General features: G+C 61.4%; 15 protein-coding genes and 3 tRNA genes. All 18 read right to left on the bottom strand.

The annotated features are described in order from the left end of the window. Window positions 1–41: 41 nt before the first annotated feature. Window positions 42–2,465: a TonB-dependent receptor gene (locus KSS91_RS09750; protein WP_217837750.1), complete on the bottom strand. Its 2,424-nt coding sequence runs from the start codon at window positions 2,463–2,465 to the stop codon at window positions 42–44. 67 nt (window positions 2,466–2,532) lie between these two features. Beyond that, window positions 2,533–3,483, bottom strand: coding sequence for a FecR domain-containing protein (locus tag KSS91_RS09745; protein WP_217837749.1), 951 nt, complete (start codon window positions 3,481–3,483; stop codon window positions 2,533–2,535). Next, on the bottom strand, window positions 3,480–3,989 hold the full coding sequence (locus KSS91_RS09740) for a sigma-70 family RNA polymerase sigma factor (protein WP_095965303.1): 510 nt from the start codon (window positions 3,987–3,989) through the stop codon (window positions 3,480–3,482). The genes KSS91_RS09745 and KSS91_RS09740 overlap by 4 nt, the downstream gene beginning before the upstream one ends. A 368-nt stretch (window positions 3,990–4,357) precedes the next feature. After that, window positions 4,358–4,434, bottom strand: a tRNA-Asp gene (locus KSS91_RS09735). A gap of 93 nt (window positions 4,435–4,527) precedes the next feature. Then, a tRNA-Asp gene (locus tag KSS91_RS09730) sits at window positions 4,528–4,604 on the bottom strand. Window positions 4,605–4,657: 53 nt separating this feature from the next. Further along, window positions 4,658–4,733: transfer RNA gene (locus KSS91_RS09725), tRNA-Val, on the bottom strand. A 207-nt stretch (window positions 4,734–4,940) separates the two neighbouring features. Next, window positions 4,941–5,717 carry an SDR family oxidoreductase gene (locus KSS91_RS09720; RefSeq protein WP_104449636.1) on the bottom strand — a complete coding sequence of 259 codons (777 nt, stop codon included), beginning with the start codon at window positions 5,715–5,717 and terminating at the stop codon, window positions 4,941–4,943. Then, complete coding sequence (locus tag KSS91_RS09715; RefSeq protein WP_015095883.1) at window positions 5,714–6,925, bottom strand: O-succinylhomoserine sulfhydrylase; 1,212 nt, start codon at window positions 6,923–6,925, stop codon at window positions 5,714–5,716. Before KSS91_RS09715 ends, KSS91_RS09720 begins: the two co-directional genes overlap by 4 nt. A gap of 73 nt (window positions 6,926–6,998) precedes the next feature. Further along, window positions 6,999–8,504 (bottom strand): amidophosphoribosyltransferase, encoded by a 1,506-nt coding sequence (gene purF / locus KSS91_RS09710; protein ID WP_093217997.1) that lies wholly within the window; start codon window positions 8,502–8,504, stop codon window positions 6,999–7,001. Window positions 8,505–8,545: 41 nt separating this feature from the next. Beyond that, complete coding sequence (locus tag KSS91_RS09705; protein ID WP_015095884.1) at window positions 8,546–9,106, bottom strand: CvpA family protein; 561 nt, start codon at window positions 9,104–9,106, stop codon at window positions 8,546–8,548. Window positions 9,107–9,204: 98 nt separating this feature from the next. Further along, window positions 9,205–9,870, bottom strand: a complete 666-nt coding sequence (locus tag KSS91_RS09700; RefSeq protein WP_217837748.1) for an SPOR domain-containing protein — start codon at window positions 9,868–9,870, stop codon at window positions 9,205–9,207. Beyond that, complete coding sequence (gene folC, locus KSS91_RS09695; protein WP_217837747.1) at window positions 9,854–11,161, bottom strand: bifunctional tetrahydrofolate synthase/dihydrofolate synthase; 1,308 nt, start codon at window positions 11,159–11,161, stop codon at window positions 9,854–9,856. The genes KSS91_RS09700 and folC overlap by 17 nt, the downstream gene beginning before the upstream one ends. Continuing rightward, window positions 11,158–12,078, bottom strand: a complete 921-nt coding sequence (accD, locus tag KSS91_RS09690; RefSeq protein ID WP_015095887.1) for an acetyl-CoA carboxylase, carboxyltransferase subunit beta — start codon at window positions 12,076–12,078, stop codon at window positions 11,158–11,160. The genes folC and accD overlap by 4 nt, the downstream gene beginning before the upstream one ends. Before the next feature lie 191 nt (window positions 12,079–12,269). Next, window positions 12,270–12,896: a phosphoribosylanthranilate isomerase gene (locus KSS91_RS09685; RefSeq protein WP_015095888.1), complete on the bottom strand. Its 627-nt coding sequence runs from the start codon at window positions 12,894–12,896 to the stop codon at window positions 12,270–12,272. A 63-nt stretch (window positions 12,897–12,959) separates the two neighbouring features. Beyond that, window positions 12,960–13,784 carry a tRNA pseudouridine(38-40) synthase TruA gene (truA, locus tag KSS91_RS09680; protein ID WP_041474918.1) on the bottom strand — a complete coding sequence of 275 codons (825 nt, stop codon included), beginning with the start codon at window positions 13,782–13,784 and terminating at the stop codon, window positions 12,960–12,962. A 272-nt stretch (window positions 13,785–14,056) separates the two neighbouring features. Further along, window positions 14,057–16,660, bottom strand: a complete 2,604-nt coding sequence (locus KSS91_RS09675) for a FimV/HubP family polar landmark protein (RefSeq protein ID WP_217837746.1) — start codon at window positions 16,658–16,660, stop codon at window positions 14,057–14,059. A gap of 205 nt (window positions 16,661–16,865) precedes the next feature. Beyond that, the gene (locus tag KSS91_RS09670; RefSeq protein ID WP_217837745.1) at window positions 16,866–17,876 is read right to left on the bottom strand and encodes an aspartate-semialdehyde dehydrogenase; all 1,011 of its coding nucleotides are present in this window, start codon (window positions 17,874–17,876) and stop codon (window positions 16,866–16,868) included. A 255-nt stretch (window positions 17,877–18,131) separates the two neighbouring features. After that, a complete protein-coding gene (gene asd / locus KSS91_RS09665) occupies window positions 18,132–19,244 on the bottom strand; it encodes an aspartate-semialdehyde dehydrogenase (RefSeq protein ID WP_007975660.1) in 1,113 nt (370 codons plus the stop codon). Window positions 19,245–19,251 lie beyond the last annotated feature (7 nt).

Genomic DNA, 19,251 nt, shown 5'->3' with positions numbered 1-19,251 from the left:
GTCGCGCCCTTCCCTGTGGCGCAATCCACGGTTGAATCGATTCAGAAGTCGACGGTCGCCGACAGCAGGTAGGTTCGTGGAGTCGCGAGCGTCAATCCAGGCTCGCTGTCATCCGAGGCCCCGGCCGAACTCCAGTAGCGCTTGTCGGCCACGTTCTCGATATTGGCACGCAGGGTGATGTTCTTTTCTTCAACCTTGAAGGCGTAGCGCGCGCCCACGTCGATACGCGTCCAGGCATCGATTTCCTTGTTATTGGACTGGTCCAGATACTGTGAGCTGGAATAGATGCCGCGGCTGGTGAGGGTCAGGCCTTGTACATTCGGCACGTCCCACTCGCCCCCCAGGCTGACGTTGTATTCCGGCGTGGCCGGCGCGCGGTTGCCGTCAAAGGTGCCGTTGGTGGTGTCGGTCAACTCGCTGTCGATGTACATGACGCCACCGAGCAGGCGGAAACCTTTGAGCGGCTCACCGAACACGTTGACTTCCACACCCTTGTTTTCGCGTTTGCCGTTCGGGCCGAAAACCCGCGTGGTGGCGTTGGTTTCATAGGCCGGCTGCTTGATCCGGAACACCGCAGTGGTAATGGCGAACGCACCCGCATCATATTTGGCTCCGACTTCGACCTGCCGACTGATGAACGGCGGGAAGATCTCGTCCTCGTTCACCGAGGTCGACGGGGCGATCTTGCCCTGGCTCAGGCCTTCCATGTAGTTGGCATACAACGAGAGCTTTTCGGTGGCCTTGAACAGGATGCCGCCCGAGGGCGAAACCTTTTCTTCATCGTAGCCCGTGTCGCCTTTGACATTATCCGTCCAGTCGTCAACCTGCACTCGCTGCCAGCGTGCGCCGAGGGTCAACAGCACCTGGTCATCGAAGAAGCCCAATGTGTCGGACAACGCCACGCTGCTGGAACGGTTCTCGGTATAAACCTCCGAGTCGAGTCGCGTGGGCGTGATGGGTGTAGGTGTTTCCACAGGGTTGTAGAGGTTGCTCGGGGCGGCGGCATAACGGGCGCCACCGTTTTCGAAGTCCATGTAGAAGTAGCTGGCAGCCAGGTTGATTTCATGGCTCACCGGACCGGTATGGAACCAGTTGCGTACCCCGGCGTTGGCTGTCCGGACATTTTCGTCGCGGGTGAAGTCACGTGGCTGAACGCTGAAATCGCCCGCGTTGTTGGTGACCGCTACGGCGTGCCGAAGGAAGTCGTGATTACTTTTACGCGCACCCGCCCCGGCGTACACCATGACGGAATCGCTGACATCGTACTCGCCGGTCACCGTACCGAAGGTGTCCTTGGTCCGCGCCTTGCTCCACGGCTGTGCATAGTTGTGGCGAACATCGCTGGCGTGCGGAACCTGAGCTTTGGCGCCGACCTGCACACGCTCCTGCGGGGCGTCGGTGTCACGCTCGTTATGTCCGACGTCCGTCGAGAGCCGCAGGCGCTCACCGCGAAAATCCAGGCCCAGCACTGCCATCTCGCGGTCAACACTCTGGTGATCCCATTCGGTGTCGCCGGACTGCTTCACGCCGTTGAAACGAACACCGAACATGTCCCCCTCACCAAAGCGCCGACCGATATCTACCGCACCGCCGACCTGGCTGTCGGAAGCGTAGTTGCCGGTAAACGAAGTAATGGGCACGTCGGTGGCGCGCTTGGGCACCACGTTGATCCCGCCGCCCACGCTGCCCCGCGGCGAGATGCCATTGATGAGCTGACTCGGGCCTTTGAGGACGTCGACGCGATCGGCCATTTCCATGTCGATGGTGTACGTCGGCAGAATGCCGTAGAGACCGTTGTAGGAGACATCACTGTTGAACAGGCTCATTCCGCGAATGGTGAACTGCTCATACCGCCCACCCGCCGGGTTGGTGGCGCGAACCGAGGGATCGCTGGCAACCAGGTCGCCCAAGGTACGAGCCTGCAGGTTTTTCACCAACTCACTGGTGTAGGTGGTCTCGCTGAACGGCGTCTCCATGAAGTCTTTCGAGCCCAGCAAGCCTTGCGACCCACGGCGTGCGACCTGCCCGCCGACGTACGGATCACCATGCGCCGTGTCCGCCGTCGCGTAAATAGAGGTAGCGCCCAGTTGCAGGGTGCTACCTGTTGGCGCCGGGGTCAGCATGTACGCCTGTTCGCCTACCGGTTGCAGTTGCAGACCGGAACCCTGTAGCAGTTGGGCAAAGCCCTCCTCCACCGCGAAGTCACCGGAAAGGCCAGGGCTGGTGCGCCCACTCACCAGTGCCGGGTCCACGGACAGATTGACCCCGGCCAACCCGGCGAAACGGGTCAGCGCCGCGCCGAGGCTACCGGCTGGAACCTGATAGCTGCGCCGTGGCGCGTCTTCGGCCCAACCGGCAGTGATGAACAACGGACAGGCACTCAGGCTCAACAACAGACTCAAGTGCAACAACGGGCGCAACCGGGATGGGGCCAGACGCGTACTGCAAGGCATCACTACAGGCATTGAGAATCTCTCTGATTTAGTTTCACTTGCCTTGAATGACAAGCGCCGCGAAAAAAGGGGACACGCGTTAAGCATTATTTTTGCGCGGCACCAGCGTTACCCAATAACGCGTACGCGAATGCACCTCCAGCGGCAGGCTGACCGCCAGAAGCGCGAGGATGCGATCGGTGTCTTCCAGGCGAAAACTGCCGGTGATGCGCAGTGATTCCAGCTCTGGTTCCCAACGCAACACGCCCGGACGATAGGTGCTGAGTTCACGCAGGAAGTCCCCCAAGGGTTGGTTCTGCGCCATCAGCACGCCGTCACGCCAGCCAGGGGCCAGCACGTCGAATGGCTCCACAGCGCCGGCACCCGCCGCTTGAAGGCTGACTTGCTGGCCGCCGCGCAACGAAAAGACCGGCCCGTGCAGAGGCTGCAACTGCACCGTGCCTCGAAGCACTGACACCTTGCAGCCCGTCTGCCCCTGACGCACACACACTTCACTCTGACTGACGGTCACTTGCCCGAAGCGCGTGAGGATCGTCAGCGGCGCAGTCCCGGGCACGTTCAGCGCCATTTCGCCTTCCACCAGTGTCAGGCGCCGGCTCTTCAGATCGATATCGACGGCACTGGCCGTGTTCAGTTGCACAGCACTGCCATCGGCCAACCGGACTTTTTTGCTTTCCCCGGTGGCGGTGCGCAGGTCGGCCCCCCAGGCATCCAGAGGCAACTGCCGACTGATCAACCAGGCGGTCGGCAGCAACGCCACTGCACCGACCGCGCGCTTGAGCACCGCGCGTCGACTGGCTTGCGGCCGGTCCAGGCTGGCCATGGCCAGGCCCGATGGCAGGTCGGCAAAACGTTGACGCAAGCATTGCGCTTTCTGCCAGGCCTGTTCATGGCTGGAATGGCTATCGCGCCAGCTCTGCAACTCCTCCCGGTCCCGCTCATTGGCACAGCCGGATTCCATGAGGGCCAGCCACTGCGCGGCGGCCCGCACGACTTGTCGGGCCTGGGCCGAAGGTGCCGAACCGTTCACATGTCCACCAGCAGGCAATGCTCGTAGGCTTGAGCCATGTAGCGCTTGATCGTGCGTTCCGAGACTTGCAGGCGCTCGGCAATCTCCTGGTAGCCCAGGCCTTCGAGCTGACTCAAGAGAAACGCGCGGCGTACCGGCCCGGGCAATCCATCGAGCAATTCGTCCAGGGCCTGCAGGGTTTCCAGCAGGATCCAGCGTTGCTCCGGGGACGGCACACAGTCCTCGGGCAGCAGCGCCAATGCATCGAGATAGGCTTGCTCCAGGCTGCGGCGCTTGTAGAAGTTGCTCAGCAGTCGTTTGCCGACGGTCGCCAGGTAGGCACGTGGCTCTTGCAAGTCGGCGATGCGCTGAGAGCTGGCTAGGACACGAACGAAGGTATCCTGGCTCAGGTCCGCCGCATCGCTGCCATTGCTCATGCGTCGTCTCAACCAGCCTTCGAGCCAGCCCCGATGGTCGCGGTACAGGTCGTGGAAGGCTTGCTCCGGCGGCATCGCGGCATCACTCATCTGAAGGAACCCTGGGTGAAGAAATATTTTAAATGAGACTCATTCTAATTAGTGTTGTGCGGGCAAACCAAGCCCTTTGTGCGAATTGCACCCGGTAAATGCTTGAATTATTTAATGACAGGCAGGCATTTCGGCCACGCAGGCGCCGGTTTAACAGGGCTGCGGGTTATTAAGGGAGATTTTCGAGAGTCATCGGGCATCTGCGCCAGGCTGGCAGATGCGAACCCTGAGGGGCGCGAGGCAGGAGAAAAAGCCAAATCGCAGATACAAAAAACCCCGGTCTTTCGACCAGGGTCTTTGCTATCGACTCGAAGTAACCAGTGGTTTCTTCGTAGCTCCAAGGCGTTCAGTAGGCCTCGGGGCAGATATGGCGCAGCGGACGGGACTCGAACCCGCGACCCCCGGCGTGACAGGCCGGTATTCTAACCGACTGAACTACCGCTGCGTATCGCTTTGAGCAGATGCTCAAGTAACTCGTCTGATTGAAAACTCAGTAGCTTTTCAATCTCGAATCAGAGCATGCCTGATTCGGAAAATATGGCGCAGCGGACGGGACTCGAACCCGCGACCCCCGGCGTGACAGGCCGGTATTCTAACCGACTGAACTACCGCTGCGCGTCGGTGGAGGCATTTCAGCCTACCTCTTGCTTTCGCAAGTATCTCGGGAGTGGTGGGTGATGACGGGATCGAACCGCCGACATTCTGCTTGTAAGGCAGACGCTCTCCCAGCTGAGCTAATCACCCGTTTGCATCTCCGAGGCCGCGAAATTTACGCAGGTAGCGAACCTAAGTCAATAGCAGGATTGAAGTTTTTCTGAAAAAGACAAATTTATGTATATGCGGCAAGACCGCTTTGGCGAGCAAGCCCGCTCCCACCATCTGGAATGCATGCCCCTGTGGGAGCGGGCTTGCTCGCCAAAGCGGCAGCACATCCGAGATCAATCCCGCAGCTTACTCGCTGTAAATCATCTTCTTGGTCATGCCGCCATCGACCACGAATTCCTGGCCGGTGACAAAACCGGCATTCCTTGACAGCAGCCAGGCCACCATCGCCGCCACATCCTCGACCGTCCCTACCCTGCCCGCCGGATGCTGGGCATGATCGGCCTCGGTCAAGGGTTCGGCGCGCCGCACCGAGGGGTCGCGCGCATCGATCCAGCCTGGGCTGACGGCATTGACCCGGATCTCCGGGCCAAGGCTGATGGCCAACGCATGAGTCAGGGCCAACAAGCCGCCCTTGCTCGCCGCATAAGCCTCGGTGTCGGGTTCCGACTGCGCGGCGCGGGTCGAGGCCAGATTGACGATGGCGCCGCTGTGAGCGCGCAGGTACGGCGCACAGTGCTTGGCCAACAGCATCGGCCCGCTGAGGTTCACCGCCAACACCCGATTCCAGTGGGCCAGGTCGAGGCTTTCCAGGGTGATGTTGTGCGGATCGGCAACCGCCGCATTGCAGACCAGCGCATCCAGGCGCCCGAACTGGCCGAGCACCTCGGCCACGCCCAGCGCGACTTGCCCCTCGTTGGCGACATCCATGGCGATGAACCAGGCGTTGTCACCCAGCACTTTCGCCACTTTCGACCCGCGCTCCCGGTCCAGATCCGTCAGCACGACTTGCCAGCCTTCGCTGATCAGCCAGGCCGAAATCCCCAGGCCTATGCCCCGCGCAGCACCGGTCACCAGCGCTACGCGGCCATTGGAGCCGGTGTTTGGCGCAGACAACTCGATCACAACGCAGCCAGGCCGCGCGCCAGATCGGCTTGCAGGTCCGCCACGTCTTCCAGGCCGACCGCAATGCGGATCAGGCTGTCACGAATGCCCGCCGCTTCACGCTCCTGCGGCGCCAGGCGACCATGGGACGTGGTGCTCGGATGGGTGATGGTGGTTTTGCTGTCGCCCAGGTTGGCGGTGATCGAAATCAGGCGCGTGGCGTCGATAAAGCGCCAGGCGCCCTCTTTTCCACCCTTGACCTCAAAACTGACCACAGCACCGAAACCCTTCTGCTGGCGCAGCGCCAGCTCGTGCTGCGGATGGCTCTTGAGGCCGGCGTAATGGACTTTCTCGATGCCTTCCTGCTGCTCCAGCCACTCAGCCAGTTGCTGGGCGTTGGCACAATGGGCCTTCATCCGCAGGTTCAGGGTTTCCAGGCCTTTGAGGAAGATCCAGGCGTTGAAAGGGCTGAGGGTCGGCCCGGCGGTACGCAGAAAGCCAACCACTTCTTTCATCTGCTCGCTGCGACCGGCGACCACGCCACCCATGCAACGGCCCTGGCCGTCGATGAATTTGGTGGCCGAGTGCACGACGATGTCCGCGCCCATTTTCAGCGGCTGCTGCAAGGCCGGGGTGCAGAAGCAGTTGTCGACCACCAGCATCGCGCCTTTGGCGTGAGCGATTTTCGCCAGTTCGGCAATGTCGACCAACTCGGCCAGCGGGTTGGACGGCGATTCGACAAACAGCAGTTTGGTGTTGGACTTGATCGCCGCGTCCCAGCCGGACAGATCCGCCAGCGCCACGTAATCGACCTCGATACCGAAACGCTTGAAGTACTTTTCGAACAGGCTGATGGTCGAGCCGAACACGCTGCGCGACACCAATACGTGATCGCCGGCGCTGCACAGGCTCATCACCACGGCCATGATCGCAGCCATGCCGGTGGCGGTGGCCACGGCTTGCTCGGCGCTTTCCAGAGCGGCGATGCGCTCTTCGAAGGCGCGTACGGTCGGGTTGGTGTAGCGTGAGTAAACGTTGCCCGGTACTTCCCCGGCAAAACGCGCGGCTGCGTCGGCAGCAGTGCGGAATACATAGCTGGAAGTGAAGAACATCGGATCACCGTGCTCGCCTTCCGGCGTACGGTGCTGACCGGCACGTACGGCCAGGGTATCGAACGCTACGCCTTCGAGGTCGCTGTCCAGCCGACCGGCATCCCAATCCTGACTCATGCTGTCACTCCTTTCCCTATTCTCGTCAATTAAAAGCCGGATACAAAACCGGCCCCTCAGGGCCGGTAGAAACTCAGTTGTTGTACAGATCGATGATCGCGCTGACTGCCTGCGTCTTGACCTTGGAGGCATCGTTGCGTGCCTGTTCGATCTTGTTCAGGTAAGCCTCGTCGACGTCGCCAGTGACGTACTGGCCATCGAACACCGCGCAATCGAACTTCTCGATCTTGATCTTGCCGCCGCCGACCGCTTCGATCAAGTCAGGCAGGTCCTGATAGATCAGCCAGTCGGCGCCGATCAGGTCAGCCACGTCCTGGGTCGAACGGTTGTGTGCGATCAGCTCGTGAGCGCTCGGCATGTCGATGCCGTAGACGTTCGGGTAGCGAACCGCTGGCGCCGCGGAGCAGAAGTAGACGTTCTTGGCGCCGGCTTCGCGGGCCATCTGGATGATCTGCTTGCAAGTGGTACCGCGCACGATGGAGTCATCCACCAGCATCACGTTCTTGCCGCGGAATTCCAGTTCGATGGCGTTGAGCTTCTGGCGTACGGATTTTTTCCGCGCGGCCTGGCCCGGCATGATGAAGGTCCGGCCGATGTAGCGGTTCTTCACGAAGCCTTCGCGGAACTTCACGCCCAGGTGGTTCGCCAGCTCCAGCGCGGCGGTGCGGCTGGTGTCTGGAATCGGGATGACCACGTCGATGTCGTGATCCGGACGCTCGCGCAGGATCTTCTCGGCCAGTTTCTCACCCATGCGCAGACGGGCCTTGTAGACCGACACGCCGTCGATGATCGAATCCGGACGCGCCAGGTAGACGTGTTCGAAGATGCACGGGGTCAGGGACGGGTTGGTCGCGCACTGACGGGTGTACAGCTTGCCCTCTTCAGTGATGTAGACCGCTTCGCCTGGCGCCAGGTCGCGAATCAGGGTGAAGCCCAGCACGTCCAGGGAAACGCTTTCCGAGGCAATCATGTACTCGACGCCTTCGTCGGTGTGACGCTGGCCGAAAACGATCGGGCGGATGCCGTGCGGGTCGCGAAAGCCGACGATGCCGTAGCCGGTGATCATGGCTACGACGGCATAACCACCAACGCAACGGTTGTGCACGTCGGTGACGGCGGCAAACACGTCTTCTTCGGTCGGCTGCAACTTGCCGCGCTGGGCCAGCTCGTGCGCGAACACGTTGAGCAGCACTTCCGAATCGGAGCTGGTGTTGACGTGGCGCAGGTCAGATTCGTAAATCTCCTTGGCCAGTTGTTCAACGTTGGTCAGGTTACCGTTATGCGCCAGGGTGATGCCGTAAGGCGAGTTGACGTAAAACGGTTGAGCTTCAGCCGACGTCGAGCTGCCCGCGGTCGGATAACGCACATGGCCAATGCCCATGTGACCGACCAGGCGCTGCATGTGACGCTGCTGGAACACGTCACGCACCAGGCCGTTATCCTTGCGCAGGAACAACCGGCCATCATGGCTGGTCACGATACCGGCAGCGTCCTGGCCGCGGTGCTGGAGGACGGTTAGCGCGTCATACAGCGCCTGATTGACGTTCGACTTACCGACGATACCGACGATGCCACACATGCGACGCAACCCCTACTTAATGGATCTGAACTGAACAACACTTACTGAGGCGTTTTGGCCGTCGGCAAGAGTTGCTCCTTGAACGGAATATCAGCGGGTACGCTGATTCCGCTGGCAAGCCACTGACTGCTCCACCCGAGAATCAGGTTTTTGGACCAGTCGGCGACCAATAGAAATCTTGGCACGAGCTGTGACTCTTTCCACCACCCGTCCTGCTGTACCGGCCCCAGGCTCAACAGCCCGACGGCGATGACCACCAGCAACCCGCCACGCGCGGCGCCGAAGGCCATGCCGAGGAATCGGTCGGTCCCGGAGAGCCCGGTGACGCGAACCAGTTCGCCGATAAGATAATTGATCATTGCGCCTACGATTAAAGTGGCGACAAACATGATGGCACAGCCCGTGATTATACGAGCCGATGGCGTTTGAATGTACCCGCCGAGGTACTCGGACAGTGAGCCACCGAACATCCAGGCAACGACTCCTGCGATGATCCAGGTCAGCAGCGACAGTGCTTCTTTGACAAAGCCGCGGCTCAGACTGATCAATGCGGAGATGGCGACGATTGCTACGATCGCCCAGTCAACCCAGGTAAATGGCACAGTGCAGCCTACAGACGGATAAGGCGGCGCATTTTAGCAGAGCCCATGCTTATCGGTAAGCTGCGATTGTCAGTGCATTTCATATCGGGGCGATAGTTTTAGCCACGTTCCGGCTGAAAGCGCACGACAAACCCCTTCAGGTTCTGCTGGCGGTTCAGCAAATCCCGCAGCCGGTCGGCTTCTGCGCGCTCGATCAGCGGCCCGACAAACACCCGGTTTTTGCCGTCGGCGGTCCGGATGTAGGCATTGTAACCCTGGCTGCGCAGGGTTTTCTGAAGCTTTTCCGCGCTTTCACGGTTCGCCAGGCTGGCCAGTTGCACCGACCAGCTGACCGACAAACCATTGGCATCGACACGGCTTTGCGTGGTGTCCGGCTTGCCGGGTGCTGCCGCGATGGGTTGGGCAGGCGCGGTCGCAGGCTTGGCGGCCAGCGCCGGGACTGGCGCAGGCGCAGGAGGCGGCGTAACCGGTTTGGCAGCAGGTGCCGGAGCCACCGGCACAGCGGGCACAACCGATTCCTGCTGGGCGATTTCGTCATCGCTCGGCACGGGTTCCTGGGGCAAGGCTTGCGGCTCAGGCACCACCACGGGCTCGACCTGCACCTGGGGCAATGCAGGCGCCTGCGGAGCCGCCGGCGCTTCGACCGTCACCTGGCGCTGTTCGTCCTGGCGGGAAAACAGCATCGGCAGAAAAATAACCGCCAGCGCGACCAACACCAGGGCGCCAACCATGCGCTGTTTGTATGCCTTATCCAGCAATGCCATTTGCCGCTTCCTCCGTGGAGCGCCGGGCCAGCCATTCAAGGGCCTCGGCGACACAATAAAATGATCCGAACAACAGGATTTCGTCGTCGCTCGTGGCCTGCGCGCACTGCCCTTCCAGGGCGGCCGCTACACTGTCGTACGACGTGACCGAGGCACCAAGACCTTGCAATGCATCGTGCAAATCCGCAACCGGACGCGCCCGAGGCGAATCCAGCGGTGCGACAGCCCAGTGCTGGACACTAGCATTCAATTCGCCGACAACACCACCCAGATCCTTGTCCGCCAGCAGCCCGAACACCGCCAGACGCTTGCCGACCGGTGGACGGCTGGCCAGACGACGGCCCAGATACTCCGCCGCATGCGGGTTATGCCCCACATCCAGCAATAAATTCAAACGCTTGCCCTGCCACTCGAACGCGCGGCGATCCAGACGACCGACCACCTTCGTAGCCCGCAGCGCTTCGATAATCTGCGCATCCACCCAAGGCAAGCCAAGCAGCAGGTAAGCCTGCAACGCCAGCGCGGCGTTTTCCATCGGCAGATCGAGCAACGGCAGGTCGCGCAGCTCAACCGCACGCCCTTGCGCATCGACACCGCGCCATTGCCAGTTGTGATCAGTCACGCCGAGATCAAAGTCGCGCCCACGCAGGAAAAACGGGCAATTGAGCTCGCGCGCCTTGTCCAGCAGGGGTTGTGGAGGATTCAGATCGCCGCAGAGCGCAGGCGCACCCTGGCGGAATATACCGGCCTTCTCGAAGGCCACGGACTCTCGGGTGTCACCCAGGTAATCGGCATGATCGACGCCAATACTGGTGACCAGCGCCATGTCGGCATCCACCACGTTGACCGTGTCCAGACGACCGCCCAGACCGACTTCCAGCACCACCGCATCAAGCCCGGAATGCTGGAACAGCCAGAACGCCGCCAGGGTGCCCATTTCGAAGTAGGTCAGCGAAGTGTCGCCACGCCCGGCCTCTACCGCAGCAAAGGCCGCGCACAGCTCGGCGTCAGTGGCTTCGACGCCGTTGACCGTTACCCGCTCGTTGTAGCGCAGCAGGTGCGGGGAGTTGTAAACCCCCACTTTCAAGCCCTGGGCCCGCAGCAAGGACGCCACGAACGCGCAGGTGGAACCCTTGCCGTTGGTCCCGGTGACCGTAATCACCCGTGGCGCCGGCTTGCCCAGTCCCATGCGGGACGCTACCTGCTGCGATCGCTCCAGCCCCATGTCGATGGCCGAAGGGTGCAACTGTTCGAGGTAGGCGAGCCATTCGCCAAGGGTACGTTGGGTCATAGGCTGGCAGGTACCGGTGGAACCACGATTGGAACGATGGGTGCAGCCACGAACTTCGGCGTCGGCAGGCCCATCATTTGCGCCAGCAGGTTACCCAGGCGCGGACGCAGCTCCTGACGGTCGATGATCATGTCGATGGCACCGTGCTCCAGCAGGAACTCGCTGCGCTGGAAGCCTTCCGGCAGTTTTTCACGCACGGTCTGCTCGATCACACGCGGACCGGCAAAACCGATCAGCGCCTTCGGCTCGCCGACAATCACGTCGCCCAGCATCGCCAGGCTGGCGGAAACGCCGCCGTAGACCGGATCGGTCAGCACGGAGATGAACGGGATGCCTTCTTCACGCAGACGCGCCAGCACCGCAGAGGTCTTGGCCATCTGCATCAGGGAAATCAGCGCTTCCTGCATCCGCGCACCGCCGGAAGCCGAGAAACAGACCATCGGGCAACGTTTTTCCAGGGCGTAGTTGGCGGCGCGAACGAAACGCTCACCGACAATGGCGCCCATCGAACCGCCCATGAAGGAAAATTCGAACGCGGAAACCACGATCGGCATGCCCAGCAACGTGCCGCTCATCGAAACCAGCGCGTCTTTTTCGCCGGTCTGCTTTTGTGCAGCGGTCAGGCGGTCCTTGTACTTCTTGCCATCGCGGAACTTCAGACGGTCAACCGGCTCCAGGTCTGCACCCAGCTCGGTACGGCCTTCAACGTCGAGGAAGATGTCGATACGGGCGCGAGCGCCGATACGCATGTGATGGTTGCACTTGGGGCAAACGTCCAGGGTCTTTTCCAACTCAGGACGATACAGCACAGCCTCGCAAGACGGGCATTTGTGCCAAAGACCTTCAGGCACCGAGCTCTTCTTGACCTCGGAACGCATGATCGAAGGGATCAGTTTGTCTACTAACCAGTTGCTCATGCTTTCTTTCTCCAGTACCGGCGGCCCGAACGCTCTGGTTCGCAGCCCCGTGTATGCCCTAGCGCTAAATTCATGTGTGCGGCGATGATCAGTGAATGGCCGGATCAGCGAAACGTGACCTGCGTACCACCCCATGACCCTCAGCCGTTTTGTACAGTGCAGTGGACGGCGGCAGTCTGCCAGCCGTCACATCAACAGGTGCTACCGCGTACCGCCTTGATAAATGCCTGGACCTTTGCGTGATCCTTGATGCCCCTGCTCGCCTCTACCCCGCCGCTGACATCCACGGCATAAGGCCGGACGCGGGCAATCGCTTCGGCGACGTTATCCGGCGTCAGGCCGCCGGCCAGAATGATCGGTTTGCTCAAGCCTTGCGGTATCAGTGACCAGTCAAACGCCTCACCGGTTCCTCCGGGAACGCCTTCGACATAGGTATCGAGCAGGATACCGCTGGCACTGGCATACGCATCACAGGCCGCGGCGATGTCATCCCCCGCCTTGACCCGCAACGCCTTGATGTACGGACGGTGCCAGCCTTCGCAATCCGCCGCGCTTTCATCGCCGTGAAATTGCAGCAGGTCCAGGGGCACTGCGTCGAGGAGCTCACCCAGTTCGCAACGGCTCGCATTGACGAACAGGCCCACGGTGGTCACGAACGGCGGCAGCGCCTGGATGATCGAGCGCGCCTGCTGGAACGTCACCGCACGGGGGCTTTTGGCATAGAACACGAAGCCGATGGCATCCGCCCCGGCCTCGACGGCTGCCAACGCATCCTCTATGCGGGTAATCCCACAGATCTTGCTGCGAACGGCTGACATGTCGACACAACTCCAAGACAAATCCGGGAAAGTCCCGGATGGTAACAAAAGCATTCGAGGGCGTCAGCCGCCAAGTTCGGAGAAGCCGGTCAGGAAGTGTGGACCGATGTAACGTTCTGGCAATTGGAACTCGTCACGGTACTCGACCTGCACCAGGTACAAGCCGAATGGATGCGCCGTCACGCCCCCGGACCGCCGAATCCGGCTCTCCAGCACCTCTTTCATCCACTCCACCGGACGCTCACCGGCACCAATGGTCATCAGCACACCGGCGATGTTGCGCACCATGTGGTGCAGGAAGGCGCTGGCGCGAATGTCCAGCACGATCATCTTGCCGTGACGGGTGACGCGCAGGTGATGCAGTTCCTTGATCGGCGACTTGGCCTGGCACTGGCCGGCGCGAAAAGCGCTGAAATCATGGGTGCCGAGCAGGTATTGAGCCGCCTCGGCCATGCGCTCGACGTCCAGCGGCCGGTGGTTCCAGGTCACTTCTTCGTTCAGGTGCGCGGGGCGGATCTGATCGTTGTAGATCACGTAGCGATAACGCCGGGCAATGGCCTTGAACCGCGCATGGAAATGCGCCGGCATGACCTTGGCCCAACTGACACTGACGTCGTGGGGCAAGTTGATGTTGGCGCCCATGGTCCAGGCCTTCATCGAACGCTCGACCTGGGTGTCGAAATGCACCACCTGTCCGCAGGCATGCACCCCGGCGTCGGTACGCCCGGCGCACATCAGCGAAACGGGCGAGTCGGCGACTTTGGACAAGGCGTTTTCGAGGGTTTCCTGCACGGTGAGCACCCCGGACGCCTGGCGCTGCCAGCCACGGTAGCGCGAGCCTTTGTATTCGACGCCCAGCGCGATCCGGAAAAAGCCGTCGGCTGCCATTTCGGCGGCCGGGTTATCTATATTTGCCAAGGAGGGACAGCCTGATGATGTACCAAAGGCGGGCATTATAAGGCCACCGGGCGGGGATACCAGAGAGATCTCCTTTGACTGTTCCGGCCTCTTCGCGAGCAAGCCCGCTCCCACAGGTATAGTGTGATCCTGTGGGAGCGGGCTTGCCCGCGAAGAGGCCACAGCAGACGACATCAATTCATCGCCCAAACAAAAACGGCAGCCTCACCGGGCTGCCGCTTTGTTTACAACGTACCGATCACTCAAGCCAGACGCGAAAGCATCTCCCTGGCTTCGCTTTTCTGCTCGTCACTGCCTTCGCTCACGACCTCTTTGAGGATGTCGCGGGCACCGTCGCTGTCGCCCATGTCGATATAGGCCTGGGCCAGATCGAGCTTAGTAGCGGCTTCATCGGTACCCGAGAGGAAGTCGAACTCGTCATCGCCATCCAGTGCGGCATCGGCTTCGGTAAAGGTCGGTTCGCCGATGCTGTTGGACAAACTTTCCAGCTCGGCATTGACATCATCCAGCTCTGCGGCGAACGCATCCGGTGTGCTCATTTCGTCGGCCAGCGACAGGTCGAAGTCGGCAGGCAAGTCCAGATCATCCAGCGCAACTTCAGGAACAGCCGGGGTTTCGGCGGCTGGAAAATCCTTCACGCCTTCATCCAGATCCAGCAGGAAGTCATCTTCAGCCAGCATCGCCGGCGACGGTTGCGCACCGAGATCCAGGTCAAGGTCGAAGTCCGACAGATCGTCGAGGTTTTCCTTGATTTCGGTCTGTTGCTGCAACACCGACTCAAAACTCAGATCGTCATCCAGCGGGAATTCGTCCAGATCCGCCAAAGCCGCCACTTCAGGCTCCGGTACAGGTGCCGGTGCAGGCGCCACTGGCTGGATCGTGTCCAGATCATCCAGGCTCAGGTCGAAGGCGCTGTCGAGGTCATCCTCGAACGGCGTCGGTTCCGGCGCGGGTGCTTGCGGCTCATCGAGCAACAGGTCCTTGACGTACTGCGCGTCCAGCTCGGCAGCAACGGCGGCTGCGGCGATGCCACCGGCAGCCACCAGCGCCATGGCCGGGAAGCGGCTTTTGAGCTTTTCAACCTGGGCGAAGTTGTCGCCATTGGCCACCAGCTTGCGCTCCTGGCTGACGAACGCATCGCGGTCGCCTTGCTGGCCATAGACTTCCATCAGCTTCAAGCGCAAATCGCTGCGCTGAGGCTCTCGCTTGACGCCGTCCTCCAGTAACGCGGCAGCCTGGTTCAGGCGACCGGCACTGATGTGCGACTGAGCCTGGCCCAGTACATCGTCGGAACGCTCGGCAGCCGGCGACACCAATGGCGCGGCGATCGGCGTGGTCATCACAACCGGGGCAATGACCGGCGCAGGCGCGGGAGCTGGCGTCGGTGCAGTCGCCAGCTTCACGCTTGGCGACGGAACTTCCAGGCCTTCGAAGCTGCTTTCCGGCAGGTCGAGATCGGCCGAGAACGGCTGCTCTTCGGCCAGGGCACGCGCCATGCGCTGATGCTTCTCGGCTGCTTGCTGGGCTTTGCGACGGCGCGCCAGCAACAGCAGCAAGAGCAGCAGAACGACAGCACCGCCACCCACCAGGCCCAGCAGCACCGGATTGCTCAGCAACTCATTGAATTTCTGATCGTCGGATGCGGCCGGCGTCGGAGCTGCCTCGGGTGCCGTGACCACTGGCGCAGGTGCAACCGGTGCAGTGTCTGCCGGAGCAGGTGCAGTCGGATTGGGCGCCAGCTCGGCCGACATTGCCGGAGCCGTTGCGGTGCCTGGTGCGCCAGTCGCGCCCTCGGCCTGCAACTTGGCCAGTTGATTATTCTTCAACTCAATCAGGCGCTGCAGCTTGTCCACCTGGCTTTGCAGGTCGGCCATGCGGCTTTTCAGTTCGGCGTTATCACGACGACTGCTGTCGAGGCTCTCCTGAGTCACCGCCAGCTTGTTGCTAAGGGCCGCAGCATCGCCGGCAGGTCCTTTGCCACGATTCTTGCCGGACTCGGCAGACACCAGGCTCAGTTTGTCGCCGGCCGCTTGAGTCGGAGCAACATCGGTGCGAGCGCGATTGGTGGCGTCCAGTTGCTGCTGCCCTGCCCCGGGCTTGGCGACATAACGGCGACCCTGACGCCAGGCCTTGTTCTGCGCGGCCACTTCGGCGATGGCCTTGGGTTGCGGCAGGTTCGTACTCTGCGCCTGATCCGGCATACGCAGCACCTGGCCGGTTTTCAGGCGGTTGATGTTGCCGTCAATGAAGGCGTCCGGGTTCAGCGCCTGAATGGCCAGCATGGTTTGCTGGATCGAACCGCCATTACGCGCCTTCGCGGCGATTTCCCACAGGGTATCGCGCGGCGTGGTGGTGTATTGCGACGGTTTGGTCGCACCGGTGACCGGCGCAGCGACGGTTGAAGTCGGTGCGGGCTGCGCAGCCGCCTCGGCGGCTTGCGGCGAGAATTTCGATGGATCGAGCAGCACACTGTAGTCGCGCAGCAAACGGCCATTCGGCCACATCACCTGAACCAGGAACTTCACCATCGGCTCGGAGAGAGGCTTGCTGGAGGTCACGCGCAGGATGCTTTTGCCGCTGGCGTTAAGCACCGGGGTGAAGGTCAAGTCATTCAGAAACGCCTGGCGGTCAACACCGGCCTTGGCGAAATCTTCCGGCGAAGCCAGGCTCGGCACCAATTCGGCAGCGGTGAGGTCCTTGACATCGAGCAGCTCGATTTCCGCCACCAGCGGCTGGTTGAGCGTTGATTTCAGGGTCAGTTCCCCGAGCCCGAGGGCATGCGCCATACCGGAGGACAGCGCCGAGGCGGCCGCTATTGCTAACACCAGTTTGCGAACTTGAACCATTAGCTCATCCTTAGTTTGAACATTCCTCGGCCAGCGAGAAGATATTGATAGCCGCAGCCGCAAGGCATTGCGTGCAACGACGAAGGTCGTCGCGCGCGATCATTTGATTGATGCCCCGCCAAGCCCCGCAGAGTGGCTCGCCTTCAGCACTCCGGCAAGCATAGGCTCGTGCGGAATCAATCGACAAATTGTTGCAAAGTATCTTTTACAGCAGGTCTTTAATCAACAACTCAGCCAGCTGCACTGCGTTGAGCGCGGCGCCTTTGCGTACGTTATCTGACGTCAGCCACAAATTAAGTTCCGACAGGTCGTCGATACCCTGGCGAACCCGCCCCACGTAGACCACATCCTGGCCTACCGCGTCACCTACCGGCGTCGGGTAATCGCCCGCCTCGACCAGCTCGATACCGGGCGCGTCTTCCAACGCAGCATTGACTTTGGCCAAATCAATGTCGTTTGCGCACTGCAGGGTCACGCTATAGCTATCGCCAAAAAACACCGGGGCTTGAATGCAAGTGACGGAAATCTTCAATGAAGGCAGCGCCATGACCTGACGCAGCTCACGCACCAGGCGTTTTTCCAGCAGCGTATGACCTTGTTCATCCGGCTTGCCGACCTGAGCCAACAGGTTGAAGGCCATTTGCCGGTCAAAGAATTTCGGCTCGAGCGGCCGCACATTCAGCAGTTCGGCGGTTTGCCGGGCGAGCTCACTCACGGCTTCACGGCCCTGGGCCGATACCGCCAGGCTGGCGGTCAGGCTGACGCGCTGCAAATCGAGTACATCCATCAGCGGCGCGAGCACCACCGCCAGCGTGGTAGCCGAAGGACTTGGACTGCTGACCAGAAATGGCTTTTTCAAGCCCGCCAGCACCTGAGCGTTGGCCTCAGGCACGACCTGCGGCGCCTTATCCGCCGACAAGGCACCGGACAGATCGATCACCGAGCAACCGGCATCGTTCGCACGGGAAGCAAAACTCAAGGAAACCGCCGGGCCGGCGGCAAAAAATGCCAACTGCACCTTGCTGAAGTCGAACTCATCGACTTCCCGCACCCGCACGTTCTTGCCGCGAAAGGGTACGGAACTGCCGGCCGACTCGCTGCTGGCCAACAGGTGAAGGGTGCCGATCGGGAAATCGCGCTCCTCGAGAATCTGCACCAGTGTTTCGCCGACAGTACCGGTGGCGCCGATCACGGCAATATCAATGGTCTGGCTCATGGTTCTACCTCTGGCGAAACGGGGGGAGCGGCACTTTACCGGGTGACTGGCATGCAGGCAATTCTGCCGGGCCTTGTGGTGCCTGTGATGGCCCCTTCGCGAGCAGGCTCGCTCCCACAAGGATCGCGCTAAACCCTGTGGGAGCGGGCTTGCCCGCGAAGAGGCCGGTACGGGCCACCCATAAACGTCAGACAGTCAGGGATAAAAAAACCCGCACCTCTTTCAAGGCGCGGGTTCTTTCATTGCATCAGTCGATCAACGCTCGAGCAGGATCCGCAGCATGCGACGCAGCGGTTCGGCCGCACCCCACAGCAACTGGTCGCCGACGGTGAACGCGCCGACGAACTGCGAACCCATGTTCAGCTTGCGCAGACGACCAACCGGGATGTTCAGGGTGCCGGTGACCTTGTTCGGGCTCAGCTCCTGAATGCTGGTCTCACGGCTGTTCGGCACCAGCTTGACCCAAGGGTTGTGCTGGCTGATCAACCCCTCGATATCGGCGATCGGCACGTCTTTGTTCAGTTTGATGGTCAGCGCCTGGCTGTGGCAGCGCATGGCGCCGATGCGCACGCAGATGCCATCGACCGGGATCGGGCTCTTGAAGCGACCGAGGATCTTGTTGGTCTCGGCCTGGGCCTTCCACTCTTCACGGCTTTGACCGTTCGGCAGTTCCTTGTCGATCCACGGGATCAGGCTGCCGGCCAGCGGTACGCCGAAGTTTTCGGTCGGGTACGCGTCGCTGCGCATGGCTTCGGCCACGCGACGGTCGATGTCGAGGATCGCGCTGGCCGGATCGGCCAGTTGATCGGCGACAGCGGCGTGGGTCGCGCCCATCTGCTTGATCAGTTCACGCATGTTCTGCGCGCCGGCACCGGAGGCCGCCTGATAGGTCATGGCGCTCATCCACTCGACCAAACCGGCTTCGAACAGGCCACCGAGACCCATCAGCATCAGGCTGACGGTGCAGTTGCCGCCGATGTAGTTCTTGGTGCCAGCATCGAGCTGCTGGTCGATGACCTTGCGGTTCACCGGGTCCAGCACGATCACCGCGTCATCCTGCATGCGCAGGCTGGAGGCGGCGTCGATCCAGTAACCCTGCCAGCCGGCTTCGCGCAGCTTGGGGAAGACTTCGCTGGTGTAGTCGCCACCCTGGCAGGTCAGAATCACGTCGAGGGTTTTCAGCTCTTCAATGCTGTAAGCGTCCTTGAGCGGAGCAATGTCCTTGCCCACGGACGGGCCTTGGCCACCGACATTGGAAGTGGTGAAAAACACCGGCTCGATAAGATCGAAATCCTGCTCTTCCAGCATCCGCTGCATGAGCACGGAACCGACCATACCGCGCCAACCGATCAGACCTACACGTTTCATCGCAACT

Origin of the sequence: Pseudomonas azerbaijanorientalis, from assembly GCF_019139795.1 — a bacterium.
Taxonomy (GTDB): domain Bacteria; phylum Pseudomonadota; class Gammaproteobacteria; order Pseudomonadales; family Pseudomonadaceae; genus Aquipseudomonas; species Aquipseudomonas laurylsulfatiphila.
The sequence above is the reverse complement of the archived record's forward strand: the minus strand, read 5'-3'. Positions and strand labels throughout refer to the sequence as shown.